Origin of the sequence: Pseudomonas sp. LTGT-11-2Z (assembly GCF_003691445.1) — a bacterium.
Taxonomy (GTDB): Bacteria; Pseudomonadota; Gammaproteobacteria; order Pseudomonadales; family Pseudomonadaceae; genus Aquipseudomonas; species Aquipseudomonas monteilii.
The window spans coordinates 2,149,079-2,166,695 of record NZ_CP033104.1 but is presented as its reverse complement, the minus strand read 5'-3'; the positions used below and the strand labels follow the sequence as shown (position 1 = coordinate 2,166,695).

The window sequence follows — 17,617 nt, the reverse complement described above, 5'->3', positions numbered from 1 at the left end:
CCCCTGCTGGTCTCATATCTTCATAGGTAATGAACGCAGGCTTTGTGGGCCCTTGTTCGGGTTTTACCTCAGTGCGGGCTCACCACCCGCACCTCGGCTTACTGCAGGTACAACACTTTGTATCAGGTGCCGCTTTGCAGCAGCATGTTACGTACGTGACCGATTGCCTTGGTCGGGTTCAGACCTTTCGGGCAAACGTTTACGCAGTTCATGATCCCGCGGCAGCGGAATACGCTGAACGGGTCATCCAGGGACGCCAGGCGCTCCTGAGTCTTGGTATCGCGGCTGTCAGCCAGGAAGCGGTAGGCTTGCAGCAGTGCAGCCGGGCCCAGGAACTTGTCCGGGTTCCACCAGAACGACGGGCAGGACGTCGAGCAGCACGCGCACAGGATGCACTCGTACAGGCCGTCCAGCTTGTCACGGTCTTCCGGCGACTGCAGGCGCTCGATGGCCGGTGCCGGGGTATCGTTCTGCAGGAACGGCTTCACCTTCTCGTACTGCTTGTAGAAGATGCTCATGTCGACCACCAGGTCACGAATGACCGGCAGGCCTGGCAGCGGACGCAGCACCAGCTTGTTGCCCTTCACCACCGCCGACAGCGGGGTGATGCAGGCCAGGCCGTTCTTGCCGTTCATGTTCATGCCGTCGGAACCGCACACGCCTTCACGGCAGGAGCGACGGTACGAGAAACCTTCGTCCTTTTCCTTGATCAGCGCCAATACATCGAGAACCATCAGGTCCTTGCCGCCGGTATCGACGTCGAACGACTCCATTTTGGGCGCCGAGTCGGTGTCCGGGTTGTAACGATAAACTTCGACTTTCAACATAGCAGCCACCCTTAGTAAGTCCGGACTTTTGGTTCGAAGGCTGGAACAGTCTTCGGCGCAAAGTTGACGCCACGCTTGGCAACGCGCTTCTCACCCGGGTAGTACAGGGTGTGGCACAGCCAGTTTTCGTCGTCACGGTCTTCGAAGTCTTCACGGGCGTGAGCGCCGCGGGACTCTTTACGGGCTTCGGCCGCGATGGCGGTAGCTTCGGCGACTTCCAGCAGGTTCTGCAGCTCCAGCGCTTCGATACGCGCGGTGTTGAAGGCCTGGGACTTGTCGTTGATCTTGACGTTGGCGATGCGGTCACGCAGGCCGGCCAGCTGCTCGATACCCTTCTGCATGTATTCGCCGGTACGGAATACACCAAAGTAGTTCTGCATGCAGCTCTGCAGCTCGCGCTTCAGGCTGGCAACGTCTTCGCCAGAAGTACGCTCGTTGAGCTTGTTCAGGCGGTTCAGGGCCACATCGATATCGGTGTCGCTGGCGTCGCGGTATTCCACGCCGTCGGACAGCGATTTTTCCAGGTGCAGGCCAGCGGCGCGACCGAATACCACCAGGTCGAGCAGCGAGTTGCCGCCCAGGCGGTTGGCACCGTGTACCGATACGCACGCCACTTCACCCACGGCGAACAGACCCGGGATGATCTGGTCCTTGCCTTCGGCGTCCATGGTGATGGCCTGGCCATGAATGTTGGTGGCAACGCCGCCCATCATGTAGTGGCAGGTCGGTACGACCGGAACTGGCGCGACCACAGGGTCGACGTGGGCGAAGGTCTTGGACAGTTCGCAGATACCTGGCAGGCGGCTGTGCAGCACTTCCTCGCCCAGGTGATCCAGCTTCAGCAGTACGTGGTCCTTGTTCGGGCCCACGCCGTTGCCGGCGATGATTTCCTTGACCATGGAACGGGCTACCACGTCGCGGCCGGCCAGGTCTTTCGCGTTCGGCGCGTAACGCTCCATGAAGCGCTCGCCGTGGGCGTTGATCAGGTAGCCACCTTCACCACGGCAACCTTCGGTTACCAGTACACCGGCGCCGGCGATACCGGTCGGGTGGAACTGCCACATCTCGATGTCCTGCACCGGTACGCCTGCACGCAGGGCCATGCCGATACCGTCACCGGTGTTGATCAGGGCATTGGTGGTGGAGGCGTAGATACGACCGGCACCGCCAGTGGCCAGAACGGTGGCCTTGGACTTGATGTACATGGTTTCGCCGGTTTCGATGCAGATTGCGATCACACCGACGAACGCGCCGTCCTGGTTTTTCACCAGGTCAACCGCGTAGTACTCGTTGAGGAAGGTAGTGCCTGCTTTCAGGTTGCCCTGGTACAGGGTGTGGAGCAGCGCGTGACCGGTACGGTCGGAAGCGGCACAGGTACGGGCAGCCTGGCCACCTTTCCCGAAGTCCTTGGACTGGCCACCGAACGGACGCTGGTAGATACGACCGGTTTCGGTACGCGAGAACGGCAGGCCCATGTGGTCCAGTTCGAAGACCGCAGCCGGGCCTTCCTGACACATGTATTCGATAGCGTCCTGGTCACCGATGTAGTCGGAGCCCTTGACGGTATCGTACATGTGCCAGCGCCAGTCGTCGTTCGGGTCGGCCGAAGCGATGGCACAGGTGATGCCGCCCTGGGCGGATACAGTGTGCGAACGGGTCGGGAAGACCTTGGTGACTACGGCAGTCTTGTGGCCGCCTTGAGCCAGTTGCAGCGCGGCGCGCATGCCGGCGCCGCCGCCACCGATGATGATGGCGTCGAAGGAAATGGTTGGAATGCTAGCCATGGATCAGATACCCCAGAGAATCTGCACACCCCAGACGAAGTAAGCGAACATCGCAACGCCGCATACCGCCTGGAACAGGAAACGAATCGCAGTTGCCGACTTGCCGAACGACATAGGCGTCAGGTAGTCGGTTGCAATGGTCCACATGCCGACCCAGGCGTGAGCGCCCAGGGCAACGAGGGCCAGCAGACTGAAGATCCGCATCGCGTTGTTGGAGAACAGACCATGCCACTGGGTGTAGTCGATGCCTGGGTGGGCGACCACGTAGCCGATCAGGAAGAGGAAGTAAGCCGCGAGAACGACCGCAGAAACGCGCTGCGCCATCCAGTCATAGAGGCCCGAACGCGACAGGTTCGTGACATTGGTTACCATACCCAAACTCCCACCAGAACGATCAGCACCACGGAGATGACGATCACGATTTTCGAGCCCAGCTTGCCGCCTTCCAGCGTCTCACCGATACCCATGTCCATGATCAGGTGACGAACACCTGCCACGAGGTGATAAAGCAGGGCAGACAGCAGGCCCCAGGTCACAAATTTGGCCAGCGGGCTGGTCAGACACGCCTTCACCTCACCGAAGCCTTCCTCGGAACCCAGCGACTTGCCCAGTGCATAAAGCATGATGGCAAGGCCGAGGAACAAGATGACGCCGGAGATACGGTGCAGGATGGACGTGTACGCAGTGACGGGGAGCTTGATGGTCCTTAGGTCTAGGTTTACAGGTCGTTGGCTTTTCACGGCTTTTTTCACACTGAAGAGCCCCTAGCGAATCAGGGCAAAGTTGTTGGTAAGTGTACTGGTCAGGTACCCACCACCCAGGGAACGGCGACCCCCAGCAGTTCGGGCTTGCAAGCCCCTGGCGGTCGGGTGCCGAGTATAGACAGTTAGGCTGCTTATGACAACGTGACGGGGTAGCCCAAATAGCGCATTGCCTTTAGCGAACAAAAGGCGTAAATGGGCGAGAATTTCGGGAAAAATCAGGCTTGAATGCTTGATTCAACAAGCCTTTAGGCAAATTGACATCTGAATTTATCCCTCTATAGTGGTGCGGGCCCTGCGTGGGGGGTCTGTCTGATGATTTCTAGCATTAATAGGAGGCCACATGGCTGACAAAAAAGCGCAGTTGGTCATCGAGGGCGCTGCCCCCGTCGAGCTGCCCATTTTAACCGGCACCGTTGGTCCTGATGTAATCGACGTCCGCGGGTTGGGGGCCACTGGTCACTTCACCTTCGACCCTGGTTTCATGGCGACTGCCTCGTGCGAGTCGAAGATCACCTACATTGACGGCGACAAAGGGATCCTGCTGCACCGCGGCTACCCGATCGAACAACTCGCCGAACAATCCGACTACCTCGAAACCTGCTACCTGCTGCTCAACGGCGAACTGCCGAATGCCGAGCAGAAGGCCCAGTTCGTCAGCACCGTCAAGAACCACACCATGGTTCACGAGCAGCTGAAGTCCTTCTTCAACGGTTTCCGTCGCGACGCTCACCCGATGGCGGTGATGTGTGGCGTGGTCGGCGCCCTGTCGGCGTTCTATCACGACTCCCTGGACATCAATAACCCGCAACACCGCGAAATTTCCGCGGTGCGCCTGGTCGCCAAGATGCCGACCCTGGCCGCGATGGTTTACAAGTACTCCATGGGCCAGCCGATGATGTACCCGCGCAACGACCTGTCGTACGCGGAAAACTTCCTGCACATGATGTTCAACACCCCGTGCGAGATCAAACCGATCAGCCCGGTACTGGCCAAGGCAATGGACCGGATCTTCATCCTCCATGCCGACCACGAACAGAATGCTTCCACCTCCACCGTTCGCCTGGCCGGCTCGTCGGGTGCCAACCCGTTCGCCTGTATCGCCGCCGGTATCGCCGCACTGTGGGGTCCGGCCCACGGCGGTGCGAACGAAGCCGTACTGACCATGCTCGATGAAATCGGCGATGTTTCGAACATCGACAAGTTCATCGCCAAGGCCAAGGACAAGAACGACCCGTTCAAGCTGATGGGCTTCGGTCACCGCGTGTACAAGAACCGCGACCCGCGCGCCACCGTGATGAAGCAGACCTGCGACGAAGTCCTGCGCGAGCTGGGCATCAAGAACGACCCGCAGCTGGAACTGGCCATGCGCCTGGAAGAGATCGCCCTCACCGATCCTTACTTCATCGAGCGCTCGCTGTACCCGAACGTCGACTTCTACTCGGGGATCATCCTCAAGGCGATCGGCATTCCGACCAGCATGTTCACCGTGATCTTCGCCCTGGCACGTACCGTGGGCTGGATCTCGCACTGGAAAGAAATGCTCTCCAGCCCGTACAAGATTGGCCGCCCGCGCCAGCTGTACACCGGCGAGCAGAAGCGCGACATCGTTGCGCTACAGGACCGCAAGTAAGCTTTACTGGCCGAACGCAAAAAGGCTGCCCTTGGGCAGCCTTTTTTTATTGGCTTTTTCCTGTGCCAGCGAAGAGGCCGGCACAGGCAACACCAAACCTCAGTTCTTCTCAGCCCGCTCCCGCAGCCCTTTCAGGGTATTGAACGGCGCATCCACCACGAACTTGTTGGCCACCATCGCCGGCACGCTACCACCCGGCTCGGTGTGCACCTGGTAGGTCACTTCGGTGCTGTCACCCTTGGGCACCAGTTTCCAGAAGCCTTCCACTTTCGCCACCCGCACAAAGCCCTTCTCTTCCGGGACATAGGTCGGCTCTTCGACCAGATTACGGGTCAAGCTGCCATCAGCCCCCTTGACCGTGGTGATATGCAGCACCGAATCACGCGGCGTCACTGGCCACGGCGTGTTGAACTGGGTGTAGGTCCAGCTCTGGTCGCCTTCATGCTTGAGCAGCTTTTGCGACTTGCACTCGTGAATCCATGCACAGGCGCCGACCACGTCTTCCTGCAACGCCTGCACCTTGGCCAGCGGCGCCTTGATCACGGTAACGCCTTGATAGGCCTTGTACTTGGAACCGGCTACTTCACTGAGAGATACCTTGATCCCCTCCTCGTCCTTGGCCACTTGCCAGTTTTCGGCCCAGGCCACCGGCGACAGCAAAACACCCATGCCACACAGCAGTGCAATACGCTTGAACGATCTCATCATGTTTATCCTTGTTGTCGAAGATCCAGCCTCTCACGCCGCCGTCATCTGCTCCCACCAACCCAGAATCCTGATTGCCTCGTCACGGTCGCTGCCGCACACCTCGACATCCGCCTTGAAGCCACCGCACACCGCCGGCCGCTCGGGCTTGCCAAACAGGTCGCAGAGGTTGGCAGCCGTCAGGTGCAGGCAGCGCTCGCCCGCCGGCTTGCCATTGGGCATGCGCGGCATCGCAGAAGTGATGGACGGGGCGATGCAGCAGGCACCGCAGCCCTCACGGCAATTCATGGCTATTCACCAAAATCAGGACTCCCTGGAACAAAACGGGACGAACGTCCCTGGATAGTAACCGCTCAAACAGGCGTTTGAAATTACTGGCACGATGAAATGTGCAGTGACCCGGCAGTCAGTTTGACTGCTACTGCCGGTACTCGAAATCGATGGCCGCCCCTTCAACGTCATGACGGCTGTCGTTGCGCAATTGCAACTGCATTTCGTTGTTGATCAGCCGGCCATTGAGCTGGAACGGGCTGTCGTTGGTTTCTGGTTTCTCGGTGAACATGGGCGGCAGCAAGGGTTTGCGTCGCTGAATCGGCGACGGGGTGCCAACGTTCGGCTCAAGTGAGTTGACCATATCGACCGGCAGGCTGAGGTCAAGCTTTGTCTTTGGCAGCGGCTTGGCCACCGCCTTGCTGACCGGCTTGCGCGCCTTGGCCTTGCTGTTGGCGGCTTTTTTTACCGCCTGCTTCTGGACAGGCTTGGCTGCCGCCTTCTTCTGCACTGGCTTGCCCTGGGTGACCGGAGCCTGACTGGCCGGCTGCGCAGCCATGGCTGGCGCACAGCAGAACGGTGCAAGGCACAAGATCAGGGCAAAACGGCGTAAAGCATTCATGGCAAATGGACAGACTGGCAGGAAAAGTGCGTATGCTCCCTGTTCCACAGGCAGCTGGCAAGCCTTACAAAAGGGTGAGCGCAGGCTCCCGGCACAACTGCTGAGCCAGCAAGCCGAGGGTAATCACGGCACGCTCGGCCTCCTTGTTCCACGGAATACCGCAATTAAGGCGGATGCAGTGGTTGAACTGCTCTGTATTACTGAATATTAACCCCGGCGCAATGCTGATGCCCTGCTCCAGCGCCCGCACATGCAGCTCCTGCGTGTTGACCCGCCCGGGCAGGCTCACCCACAGAATGAAACCGCCTGTGGGCCGGGTCATCTGGGTGCCTTCGGGGAAGTGCTGCTGCACTGCCAACTGGTAGGCGCTGAGGTTCTTGCGATACTCCTGACGGATGTAGCGCAGGTGCCGGTCGTAGCCGCCATTCTCCAGGTAGGCTGCCACACCCATTTGCGTGACACTGCACGCCGAGTGGGTAGTGAAGGTTTGCAGCCGCTGGATTTCGTCCTGGTAGCGCCCGGCAATCATCCAGCCAACACGTACGCCGGGGGACAGCGTCTTGGAGAAGCTTGAGCAATAGATTACCCGGTCCAGCCGGTCGAACGCCTTCAGCGCCTTGGTCTTGCCCTGCTCGAACATCAGCTCGCCATAGATATCGTCCTCGATGATCTGGATATCGAAGTCCGATGCCAGGCGCAGCAGTTGTTTCTGCCGCTCTTCCGGGACGGTGCCACCCAACGGGTTGCTCAGCCGCGCGGTGAGCACCAGGGCCTTGATCGACCACTGGTTGGCCGCCAGCTGCAAAGCTTCAAGGCTGATGCCCGTGGACGGGTCGCTGGGGATTTCGATCACCTTCAGGCCCAGCAGGTCCGCCAGCTGCAGCAAGCCGTAATACGTCGGCGACTCGGCGGCGATCAAGTCCCCCGGACGCGTCAGCACACGCAATGACATTTGCAGCGCATCGACGCAACCGTGGGTCACGATCACTTCACGCGGGTCGACCAGTACACCGGCATCGCGCATGCGAATGGCAATCTGCCGGCGCAACGGCTCGAAACCCGGGCTGAACATGTAACTGAACGCGCGCGGGCTGTGAAAGCGGGTGACCTTGGCAATTTGCTGGTGCAGGGCACGCACCGGCAGGTAGTCGACATGCGGCACCGCAGCGCCGAACGGAAATACACCATCGCGGCGCGCTTCGGTGAGCACTTGCTGGATGATGCTGGCACGGGTCACAAGACCAGGGCGCTCCACCCGGGCGATGTCGGGGGTTTGCGCAGTCAGGGCCGGCGTCTGGTGCACATAGTAGCCAGACTGCGGCCGCGCACGGATCAGCCCTTGATCTTCGAGATTGGCATAGGCCTGCAGCACCGTGGCATGGCTGACATTGAGCTGGGCGCTCATCTTGCGCACGGAGGGTACCCGCTCGCCTGGCTGGTAGACACCACGGCGGATGTCATCGGCCAGTTGCTGGGCGATACGCTGGTACAGCAGCAGGTTGGTCATGGCGGCAGGCTCGTTGTTCTTGTGCGGCTCGATGACGGTAAAGGATACCGTAACAGTTGCAAAGTGTACTGGGACAGAATGCAACATAGTCGACAATACAACAGCGTGATAACTATCGAAACGATTAAACCGACAAAAAGAAGGGCCGCATGGCGGCCCTTCTTTGAGTCGAACTCAGCGCGCAGGCGCGAGCCTGCCCTTGTCGTCGGAGAACACGATTTCTACCCGACGGTTCTGCGCCCTGCCCCGCTCAGAGGCGTTGGCCTCGATCGGGTACTGGTCGCCATAGCCCTCGACCTGCAAACGCTTTTCGTCGATGCCCAGGTCCACCAGCATGTCAGCCACGGCCTGCGCCCGATCGCGAGACAGTTTCAGGTTGTCCTCGGCCGCACCGGTGCTGTCGGTATAGCCTTCGATACGTACCACCCGACGCGGGTTAAGCTGAAGGAACTGCACCAGCTTGAGTACGGTGCGGCTGGCCGAGTTCTTCAGGTCGGCACGGCCGGTATCGAACAGCACGTCGCCCAAGGTCATCACCAAGCCACGGTCGGTCTGCTCGGAGGCCAGTGCCGCAATTTGCGACTCGACCCACTTGCCCTGCTGCTGCACGCTGGCCAGCTTGGCCTCGCGCAAGGCCAGCTGCAGGCGCTGGCGCTCCAGATCGAGCTTGGTCTGGCGCTCCTGGTTCAGCGCCAGCTTGGCATGCTCACGGGCAATCTCGCTGTAGCGCTGGCTGAGGTAAGCGTAATGGCGCACATCGGAACCGGTGCCGATGTAGCTGGACAAACGCTCGGCACGGGCCAGCGACTCGCCCGCGCGGATCACATCGCGCGGCGCACTGCGCAGCACATCGGAATCATCCTTGACCTTGGCGAAGGCGGCACTGGCTTCATCCAGCGCTGCAGAACTGCGCTGGCTGGCACAGCCTTGCAAGCCTGCGGCCAGCGCCAGCACTACCAGCGCAGCCAACGGTGTGCGGCGGCTCATGGCTGTACCTCCAGTTGCTTGCGCAGACGCTTGACCCGCGACTGCAACAGCTGGAGCTGCTCTTCGCTCTTCTGGTTCAGCACCTGCGCCTCAGCCAGGCGCGCATCCAGCTCGGCCTGCTCGGCACGCATGCGCGCATCGCGGTAGTCTTCGGTCAGCATGTTGGCCTTGGCCCGGGCCAGCTTGTCTTCAGCCAGCTTCAGCGTTTCGACCTGCTCGGTGGCACCTACGGCCCTGGCCTGCTCCAGGGCCTGTTCGGAAATGCGCATCTGCTCGTCAGGGGCCGGATCATTGGCGCAGCCAGCCAGGCCAAGCATGGCCAAGGCAAGGATTAGTGGTTGGGTTCTCACGCAATCTTCCTAGTGTTTGGGGGCGTCCGCCGGCACCTGCAACTGCGCTTTCCAGCGCTCGACATTTCGTTGCAGGACCGCCTCGGACGCACCGGAGATCGGCAATTCTGTCAGTTTTTTCGCCAATTGCCCACGCAACCAGCTGTCATTGCAGGCCGAGTTGTGTGAAAGGGCCAGGTACAGGCCTGGCCGGTCCACCGGCAGGCCACGGGCGATCAGGTCATTGCTCATACCCAGGCTCTGGGCCATGGCCATGCCTGAATAGCGGCCAGCCAGCACATAGTCCACTTGGCCGAGCACCAGTTTCTGGAAGGCCTGGGTAAGGTTCTGCGCCGACACCAGCTTGAGCTGGGCCTTGGCAAAGGCGGTGAAGGCCGGTGTCAGCCGTGCGCGCTCGGACAAGCTGCCCTGATACCTGGCCAGGTCCGCCGGGCCATCGAAGGTCAGCTGGGCATCATGACGCGTCCACACCAGGTACTCGTTGAGCTGCAACGGCGGGTGGATGTAGTCCAGCGCGGTCAATTGCTCCACCTGCATGGGGGTGTCGAGTAGCAGATCCATGCGGCCACTGCGCACTTCCTCCAGTGCCTGGTCGCGACGACCTGCGCTCAGTACTTCAACTTTTACACCCAACTCGCCAGCCACCTGACGCAACAGGTCGACGTTGGCGCCAATCAGGTGTTCAGGGTCTTGTGGGTCTTGCCACGAATAGGGCGGCGCATCAGGGCTGCCGGTTGCCACCAGGCGTTCACACTTGCCTGCCGCCATGACCAGCGGCGAGAACAGCGCCGCCATGCATGCCAGCGCCCTGCCCGTTTCACGCAACGTCATCCCTCACTCCTCACCCCATAAAAAAACCCGACCCTCGAAACGAGGGCCGGGTTCTTTATAAGTGAAGCAGGCGGATCAGACCAGCTTTTCCAGCTCCGGAACCGCTTCGAACAGGTCTGCGACCAGGCCGTAGTCGGCTACCTGGAAGATCGGCGCTTCTTCGTCCTTGTTGATCGCAACGATCACTTTGGAGTCTTTCATGCCGGCCAGGTGCTGGATCGCGCCGGAGATACCGACGGCGATGTACAGCTGTGGCGCAACGATCTTGCCGGTCTGGCCGACCTGCATGTCGTTCGGCACGAAGCCGGCGTCGACTGCGGCGCGCGAGGCACCGACTGCAGCGCCAAGCTTGTCGGCCAGGCTGTACAGATGCTTGAAGTTGTCACCGTTGCCCATGCCACGGCCGCCGGATACGACGATCTTGGCAGCGGTCAGCTCTGGGCGGTCGGACTTGGCCAGCTCTTCGCCAACGAAGGCCGAAATGCCAGCGTTGTGCGCAGCACCAACAGCCTCAACAGCGGCCGAGCCACCTTCGGCGGCGACAGGGTCGAAGCCGGTGGTACGCACGGTGATGACCTTGACCGAAGCGCTCGACTGCACGGTGGCAATGGCGTTACCGGCGTAGATCGGGCGCTTGAAGGTGTCAGCGGACTCGACCGAGATGATCTCGGAAATCTGGTCCACGTCCAGCAGCGCGGCAACGCGCGGCAGGATATTCTTGCCGTTGGTGGTGGCCGGAGCCAGCACGTGGCTGTAACCCTTGGCCAGCTCGACGATCAGTGGCGCGACGTTCTCTGGCAGCACATGTGCGTAGGCAGCGTTATCGGCAACCAGCACCTTGGCCACGCCAGCGATCTTGGCAGCAGATTCGGCAATGCTGCCGACGTTCTGGCCAGCGACCAGTACGTGCACATCCCCACCGATCTTGGCGGCAGCGGCAACAGTGTTCAGGGTGGCCGGAGCTACGGCACCGGCTTCGTATTCAGCGACAACCAGGATAGTCATTTAGATTACCTTCGCTTCGTTCTTCAGCTTCTCGACCAGTTCGGCCACCGATTTGACCTTGATGCCAGCGCTGCGGGCAGCCGGGGCTTCAACCTTCAGGGTCTTGTTGGTGGAGGCGAGGGAAACGCCCAGCGCGTCCGGAGTAACGGTCTCCAGCGGCTTCTTCTTGGCCTTCATGATGTTCGGCAGCGACGCGTAGCGCGGCTCGTTCAGGCGCAGGTCGGTGGTGACGATGGCTGGCAGGTTCAGCGATACGGTCTGCAGACCGCCATCGATTTCACGGGTGACGTTCAGCTTGTCGCCAGCCACTTCGACCTTGGAGGCGAAGGTGCCTTGCGCGTAACCGGTCAGCGCAGCCAGCATCTGGCCGGTCTGGTTGTTGTCGCTGTCGATGGCCTGCTTGCCGAGGATGACCAGCTGTGGCTGCTCCTTGTCGACAACAGCTTTCAGCGCCTTGGCCACAGCCAGGGAGTTCAGTTCGTCAGCGGCTTCTACCAGGATGGCGCGGTCGGCACCCAGGGCCAGGGCGGTACGCAGTTGCTCCTGGGCAGTGGTCGGGCCGACGGAAACGACGACGATCTCGGTCGCAACGCCCTTTTCCTTCAAGCGGACAGCCTCTTCCACGGCGATTTCGCAGAAGGGGTTCATGGACATCTTGACGTTAGCAAGGTCGACGCCGGAGTTGTCCGCCTTGACGCGAACCTTGACGTTGTAGTCGACCACTCGTTTGACAGCTACAAGAACCTTCATGGATTCCTCGTTACTCTCCGGTGAATAGATAGTCGCCTGGGACTGAGCCCTGCGATGCGCGTGGGTACAAGGGCACCTCTAAAAACGTATCGGGAGGCAATAACTTCACAGTGACCGAACAGTCTTGTTCGGACCATTGCGACAAATCCTCACGGGTCATTTTCTGTCGTGGCGTGTAAACTCCACTACAAACCGGCCAAAGGCCGCAAAACCCTGCTCCACACCTGGTCTTTAGAGGTGTACCTGCGCCCGGCTGCAAGCCTACGGCGAACGTAAAACCGCTCGTATCTTGACCGTAACACCCCATCCGGTCAATACGGCAAATCGGTCACCCTCCAGCCGCGCTCCTGTGATTTTACTGGCCTGCGGCAAATTCAAACAAACGTTTGTATTGGACCCACCAAGTGGTGTAGATATAATGCGCGGCCAAGACAAAACGGTGTAGTCCGTCATTTGCGCAGCTACAGTTCCGCTCCCGTGATGAGCCACTGCGCGCAAGCACCCATAAGACAAAGCAACAGCACGAGCCTTGATGAGTAGGAGAGAACCAGTGGAACGCGAATACATGGAATTCGACGTGGTCATCGTCGGCGCCGGCCCGGCGGGCCTGTCCGCCGCCTGCCGCCTGAAGCAGAAGGCCGCCGAAGCCGGTAGCGAAATCAGCGTCTGCGTGGTGGAAAAAGGCTCTGAAGTGGGCGCCCACATCCTCTCCGGCGCAGTGTTCGAGCCCCGCGCCCTGAACGAGCTGTTCCCCGACTGGAAGGAACTCGGCGCGCCCCTGAACACCGAAGTGAAGCGTGACGACATCTACGTGCTCAAGGATGCCGGCAGCGCCACCAAGGTGCCTGACCTGTTCGTGCCCAAAACCATGCACAACGAAGGCAACTACATCATCTCGCTGGGCAACCTGTGCCGCTGGCTGGCCCAGCAGGCCGAGAACCTGGGCGTGGAAGTCTACCCGGGCTTCGCTGCCCAGGAAGCGCTGTTCGATGAAAACGGCGTGGTGCGCGGCATCGTCACCGGCGACATGGGTGTGGACCGTGAAGGCAACCCGAAGGACGGCATGTACACCCCGGGCATGGAGCTGCGTGGCAAATACACCCTGTTCGCCGAAGGTTGCCGTGGCCACATCGGCAAGCAGCTGATCAAGCGCTTCAACCTGGACAGCGAGTCCGATGTGCAGCACTACGGCATCGGCCTGAAGGAAATCTGGGAAATCGACCCTGCCAAGCACGAGCAGGGCCTGGTGGTGCACACCGCCGGCTGGCCGCTGGACGTGATGGCCAAGGACAACACCGGGGGTTCGTTCCTTTATCACCTGGAAAACAACCAGGTGGTGGTCGGCCTGATCGTCGACCTGTCCTACGCCAACCCGTACCTGTCGCCATTCGACGAGTTCCAGCGCCTGAAGCACCATCCGGTGATCAGCCAGTATCTCGAAGGCGGCAAACGCATCAGCTACGGCGCCCGCGCCCTGGCCAAGGGCGGCATCAACTCGCTGCCAAAAATGGTGTTCAACGGCGGCGCACTTATCGGCTGTGACCTGGGCACCATGAACGTGGCCAAGATCAAAGGCAGCCACACGGCGATGAAGTCCGGCATGCTCGCCGCCGAGGCGGTGGCCGACGCGCTGCTCGCCGGCAGCGAGGGCGGTGACCAGCTGAACGGCTACGTCAGTGCCTTCAAAGCCAGCTGGTTGTATGAAGAACTGTTCGCCAGCCGTAACTTCGGCCCGGCCATGCACAAGTTCGGCCCACTGCTGGGCGCTGCGTTCAACTATGTGGACCAGAACTGGTTCGGCGGCAAGCTGCCGTTCACCCTGCACGACACCAAGCCGGACTACGCCTGCCTCAAGCTCGCGGCCGACTCGAAAAAGATCGACTACCCGAAACCGGACGGCAAGCTCAGCTTCGACAAGCTCAGCTCGGTATTCCTCTCCAGCACCAACCACGAAGAGGAACAACCCTGCCACCTGAAGTTGACCGACCCGAACGTGCCGATCGCCAGCAACCTGCCGCTGTACGACGAGCCGGCACAACGCTACTGCCCGGCCGGCGTGTACGAAGTGGTCACCCAGGAAGACGGCAACAAGCGCTTCCAGATCAACGCGCAGAACTGCGTGCACTGCAAGACCTGCGACATCAAGGACCCGGCCCAGAACATCACCTGGGTTACCCCTGAGGGCGCAGGCGGGCCGAACTACCCGAACATGTAAGGCCCCGGCCCTGCCGTAACAAAAAGCCCCCGGCTCTCACGAGCCGGGGGCTTTTTGTTGTGAATTGCGTCTGGGCTGCGAGGTGTTCGCCGTGAGAGGCTCAGCGCTTATCAGATCGAGCGCCGCGCGGGCGGCGCTCGGTTTATGCCCTGCTGCACAACCAAGACATGCACCGGCTCATTTGTCACCGCACATGATCGGCATCGGCTCCGCCGCGAACGCCAATGGCTCACGACGCCCAAAATACCAGGCCGTCAGCAGCCCCACCGTGCCCATGACCAGACAAAACCCGACACACACCCACGGGCTCCACGGCATCAGCGCAATCAGCGCCAGCGGCGTGGTACTGGCCCACAGCGCGTAGGCCACGTTGTAGGTGAAGGAAATCCCCGACACACGGATCTCGGCCGGGAACAATCCAACCATCACCGACGGCACCACACCGACCACGCCGCAGGACAGCCCCGCCAGCGCATAAGCCAGCCAGGTCATCTCCCACTGCCCCACCAGGCTGGCGTAAAGCGCACCGATCCCCAGCGGCAGCAACACGCTGTAGAGCATCAGCGCACGCCAAGCCCCTACGCGGTCGACCAGCAACCCGGCCAGCACGCAGCCGATGTTGAGGAAAACAATGCCCACGCTGCTCAGGGCGAAGGTGTGCCCGGCGCTCATGCCAAAGCGTTGCTGCATTACCGTGGGGGTGATCACCACCAGCACCACCACGGCCGAGGTCAGCACACAGGTCAGCAACGCCGCCGGAATCAACGCCCGACGGTGCTCGCCCAGCACCCGCCGCAGCGGGAATTTCACCGGCTGTTCCTGGCGCGCACGCAGGGCAAGGAACACTGGTGTTTCGCTGAGCCAGCGGCGCAGCCACACGCCAATCACACCAAACACTCCACCCAGCAGGAACGGGTAGCGCCAGGCGTAATCAAGGATTTCCTGCGGCGTGAACACCTGCGCCAGCAACGTCGCGGTCAGTGCCCCCAGCAGGTAGCCGAAGGTCAGCCCCGCCTGCAAGAAGCCCAAGGCATACCCGCGCCGCCCGGCAGGCGCGTGCTCAGCGACGAAGGTCCAGGCACTTGGCACCTCGCCCCCCACGGCCGCGCCCTGGAGGATGCGCAGCGCCAGCAGGATCAACGGTGCGGCATAGCCGATGTCGGCATAGGTCGGCATTACCCCGATCAGCAGGCATGGCAGGGCCATCATCAGGATGCTCAGGCTGAACACCCGCTTGCGCCCCAGGTGGTCGGCGAAGTGCGCCATCAGAATGCCGCCCAGCGGCCGCGCCAGGTAGCCGGTGACGAAGATCCCGAAGCTTTGCAGCAGGCGCAGCCACTCTGGCATCTCGGGCGGGAAGAACAGCTGGCTGAGGGTCAGCGCAAAAAATACGAAAATGATGAAGTCGTAGATTTCCAGCGCGCCGCCCAGTGCCGCCAGGCCCAGGGTCCGATGGTCGCCGCGGCTGAACCGGGGCGGGCGAGCGGTATCGATGGCAGTCATGGCAGGGTCCGCAAATCGGCAAAGGGCAAGAGGATAGCAAATAGCTGCCCCGTTGCCCCGCCTGCTGCGCGGCTAGCGGTTGAACACCGTATGCGCGAAGTTGGCGCGCGGCCGTGGCCTGGCCGTAGCCGCCGGCATGGTGCCCGGCAGCGGCAATTTGCCGACCAGCACCGGTCCGTCGATGATCGCCATGAATGACTCCAGCGCCTCGTTATCGGGCACCTGCGGCAGGCTCAGGCTGACCGCCTGGCGCTCGGCCTGCGGCACCGCAGGCACTTTCAACTGGCTGGAATGGTAAAGCAGGGCGTGCTGGATCTGGGTACTGACGCGACAAAAACGCTCCAGGTCAACCCCGGCATGGCTGGCCAGTTCGATATTGCCCAGCAGCAAGTGAAAAGGCTGCAAGGCGCACTGCACCAAACGCTGCAGCTCCTCGAAACTGTCAACGGGGGCGATCCGATAGTAGCCCAGGCCATTGAGCAGCCGCTCCAACTGCAGCCGCTGGCAGGGGTGGGTGTCGGCAATGAGAATGCGCAGGGTCTTGTTTGCCATGGTCGGGCCTGGGCAGCTGGGTAATGGGTACATTCCATGACCTTACTGCGCCCGTTATGGCGACTGCCAAGGCCATGCCTGGCAGCGGTCTACTTTGATAGAAGTCGGGAAAGCCGCATAAATCAAGTGATTGACTGACGGAATTTGCATTTGCCTTTAGCCCGGTACTCCGGTTTGCCACTTGCGCTCACCCCGTCAAGCCGTACAGGTAACCGCGCGCCTAAACCCAGACGCTCGCACTTCGTTTAAAGGAGGCTCATGCCCCAAGGCATCGCCTCTTACATTCGCGGAGAACCCAAATGTTTCGCCCGGCCCTAGCCTTTTTCGCCCTGACCCTGTCCAGCGTCGCATGGTCAGCCGAGCCCTGTTCGGTAGACATTCACAGTACTGACCAGATGACCTACGACCTGAAAACGATCACCGTACCGCAGACCTGCCAACGCTTTACCGTTAACTTGCTGCACACCGGCACACTGCCCAGGAACATCATGGGCCACAACTGGGTGCTGGCCAAAAAGGACGACATCAAAGGCGTGACCACCGATGGCGCTGCGGCAGGTGAGGCCGATAACTACCTCCAGCCGGGCGACAAGCGCGTGCTCGCCCATACCCGACTGATCGGGGGTGGCGAAAAAGACTCGGTCACTTTCGACACCGGCATGCTGCAGGCAGGCCAGGCGTACGCGTTTTTCTGCTCCTACCCTTTCCACTCCACCATGATGAAGGGCACCCTCACATTCGGTACCTCGTCAGGCAGCTGAGGCTATCGGAAAGTGGGCCGCACAGCCGAACGTGCGCTCAGGCCTCGGCCCACTCGCGCATACGCAGCCGGCAATGCTTCATGGCGTTGACGATGTGCTTCTCCACCATGGCCTTGGACAGGCCCAGACGCGCGGCAATCTCCCCATGTGACAGGCCTTCGAGCTTGCGCAGCAAGAAGCACGCCCGGCAGGTTTCGCTCAGCTCCGCCACTGCACGCTGCAGCAACTCCAGGCGCTCTTCCTGGCGACAGGCGCCGTGCACGGGGGCGACGAAGAATCGCTCATCGGTTTCCAGAACCTCCAGAGGCTCGGCGCGACGAAGCTGGTTGCGCCGATGACCATCGGTGACCAGGTTCAGGGCGGTGCGATAAAGGAAAGCGCGCGGATGGGAGATCTGCGTGTCATCACACCGCTCGAGTACCCGCAGATACGCCTCCTGCGCGATATCTTCGGCAGCATGGCGGCTACCCAGACGCGAACGAAGGAACCCGACCAGTTCACGGTAGTAATGCTCGAGCAGTACACCCGAAGACGGCATCGAAGCGCTTTCCCTG

At 61.1% G+C, this 17,617-nt stretch carries 19 protein-coding genes; 3 read left to right on the top strand and 16 right to left on the bottom strand.

Translation table 11 applies throughout. The annotated features are described in order from the left end of the window. Positions 1 to 122: 122 nt before the first annotated feature. Genes D8767_RS10030 through sdhC form a run of 4 tightly spaced genes read right to left on the bottom strand, consistent with a single transcriptional unit; the run spans position 123 to position 3,363 of the window. On the bottom strand, positions 123 to 827 hold the full coding sequence (locus D8767_RS10030; protein WP_016711649.1) for a succinate dehydrogenase iron-sulfur subunit: 705 nt from the start codon (positions 825 to 827) through the stop codon (positions 123 to 125). 11 nt (positions 828 to 838) lie between these two features. Next, positions 839 to 2,611 carry a succinate dehydrogenase flavoprotein subunit gene (gene sdhA / locus D8767_RS10025; RefSeq protein WP_016711650.1) on the bottom strand — a complete coding sequence of 591 codons (1,773 nt, stop codon included), beginning with the start codon at positions 2,609 to 2,611 and terminating at the stop codon, positions 839 to 841. A gap of 3 nt (positions 2,612 to 2,614) precedes the next feature. Further along, positions 2,615 to 2,983, bottom strand: coding sequence for a succinate dehydrogenase, hydrophobic membrane anchor protein (gene sdhD, locus D8767_RS10020; protein ID WP_003254214.1), 369 nt, complete (start codon positions 2,981 to 2,983; stop codon positions 2,615 to 2,617). Beyond that, complete coding sequence (gene sdhC, locus D8767_RS10015; RefSeq protein WP_012315350.1) at positions 2,977 to 3,363, bottom strand: succinate dehydrogenase, cytochrome b556 subunit; 387 nt, start codon at positions 3,361 to 3,363, stop codon at positions 2,977 to 2,979. Before sdhC ends, sdhD begins: the two co-directional genes overlap by 7 nt. Positions 3,364 to 3,715: 352 nt before the next feature. Between sdhC and gltA the strand changes: the two genes are divergently transcribed. Then, positions 3,716 to 5,005 (top strand): citrate synthase, encoded by a 1,290-nt coding sequence (gene gltA / locus D8767_RS10010; protein ID WP_016711651.1) that lies wholly within the window; start codon positions 3,716 to 3,718, stop codon positions 5,003 to 5,005. 99 nt (positions 5,006 to 5,104) lie between these two features. Here gltA and D8767_RS10005 read toward each other — a convergent pair whose 3' ends face one another. The 9 genes from D8767_RS10005 to D8767_RS09965 all read right to left on the bottom strand — a co-directional run bounded on the left by D8767_RS10005 (position 5,105) and on the right by D8767_RS09965 (position 12,032). Further along, complete coding sequence (locus tag D8767_RS10005) at positions 5,105 to 5,710, bottom strand: START domain-containing protein (RefSeq protein ID WP_025753288.1); 606 nt, start codon at positions 5,708 to 5,710, stop codon at positions 5,105 to 5,107. Positions 5,711 to 5,743: 33 nt separating this feature from the next. Then, positions 5,744 to 5,998 carry a YkgJ family cysteine cluster protein gene (locus D8767_RS10000; RefSeq protein ID WP_009684718.1) on the bottom strand — a complete coding sequence of 85 codons (255 nt, stop codon included), beginning with the start codon at positions 5,996 to 5,998 and terminating at the stop codon, positions 5,744 to 5,746. Between the two features lie 130 nt (positions 5,999 to 6,128). After that, entirely contained in the window at positions 6,129 to 6,602 is a 474-nt protein-coding gene (locus D8767_RS09995; RefSeq protein WP_016711653.1) for a hypothetical protein, read from the bottom strand. A gap of 64 nt (positions 6,603 to 6,666) precedes the next feature. After that, the gene (locus D8767_RS09990) at positions 6,667 to 8,109 is read right to left on the bottom strand and encodes a PLP-dependent aminotransferase family protein (protein WP_012273358.1); all 1,443 of its coding nucleotides are present in this window, start codon (positions 8,107 to 8,109) and stop codon (positions 6,667 to 6,669) included. 174 nt (positions 8,110 to 8,283) lie between these two features. Further along, entirely contained in the window at positions 8,284 to 9,096 is an 813-nt protein-coding gene (locus D8767_RS09985) for an OmpA family protein (RefSeq protein WP_016711654.1), read from the bottom strand. Further along, positions 9,093 to 9,446 carry a DUF4398 domain-containing protein gene (locus D8767_RS09980; protein ID WP_016711655.1) on the bottom strand — a complete coding sequence of 118 codons (354 nt, stop codon included), beginning with the start codon at positions 9,444 to 9,446 and terminating at the stop codon, positions 9,093 to 9,095. The genes D8767_RS09985 and D8767_RS09980 overlap by 4 nt, the downstream gene beginning before the upstream one ends. Before the next feature lie 9 nt (positions 9,447 to 9,455). Beyond that, positions 9,456 to 10,277, bottom strand: coding sequence for an ABC transporter substrate-binding protein (locus tag D8767_RS09975; protein WP_016711656.1), 822 nt, complete (start codon positions 10,275 to 10,277; stop codon positions 9,456 to 9,458). A 75-nt stretch (positions 10,278 to 10,352) separates the two neighbouring features. Beyond that, positions 10,353 to 11,282 (bottom strand): electron transfer flavoprotein subunit alpha/FixB family protein, encoded by a 930-nt coding sequence (locus tag D8767_RS09970; protein ID WP_016711657.1) that lies wholly within the window; start codon positions 11,280 to 11,282, stop codon positions 10,353 to 10,355. Continuing rightward, positions 11,283 to 12,032 carry an electron transfer flavoprotein subunit beta/FixA family protein gene (locus D8767_RS09965; protein ID WP_016498683.1) on the bottom strand — a complete coding sequence of 250 codons (750 nt, stop codon included), beginning with the start codon at positions 12,030 to 12,032 and terminating at the stop codon, positions 11,283 to 11,285. A gap of 532 nt (positions 12,033 to 12,564) precedes the next feature. On the opposite strand from D8767_RS09965, the gene D8767_RS09960 reads away from it, so the two are divergent. Continuing rightward, entirely contained in the window at positions 12,565 to 14,247 is a 1,683-nt protein-coding gene (locus tag D8767_RS09960; RefSeq protein WP_080578077.1) for an electron transfer flavoprotein-ubiquinone oxidoreductase, read from the top strand. 177 nt (positions 14,248 to 14,424) lie between these two features. Here the strand turns inward: D8767_RS09960 and D8767_RS09955 are convergent, their stop codons facing one another. Beyond that, the gene (locus D8767_RS09955) at positions 14,425 to 15,750 is read right to left on the bottom strand and encodes an MFS transporter (RefSeq protein WP_028698995.1); all 1,326 of its coding nucleotides are present in this window, start codon (positions 15,748 to 15,750) and stop codon (positions 14,425 to 14,427) included. Between the two features lie 72 nt (positions 15,751 to 15,822). After that, entirely contained in the window at positions 15,823 to 16,302 is a 480-nt protein-coding gene (locus D8767_RS09950; protein WP_016711660.1) for a response regulator, read from the bottom strand. Positions 16,303 to 16,601: 299 nt separating this feature from the next. Between D8767_RS09950 and azu the strand changes: the two genes are divergently transcribed. Next, a complete protein-coding gene (gene azu / locus D8767_RS09945) occupies positions 16,602 to 17,063 on the top strand; it encodes an azurin (RefSeq protein WP_016711661.1) in 462 nt (153 codons plus the stop codon). A 37-nt stretch (positions 17,064 to 17,100) separates the two neighbouring features. Here azu and D8767_RS09940 read toward each other — a convergent pair whose 3' ends face one another. Beyond that, positions 17,101 to 17,601, bottom strand: coding sequence for a sigma-70 family RNA polymerase sigma factor (locus tag D8767_RS09940; protein WP_016711662.1), 501 nt, complete (start codon positions 17,599 to 17,601; stop codon positions 17,101 to 17,103). Positions 17,602 to 17,617: the final 16 nt, after the last annotated feature.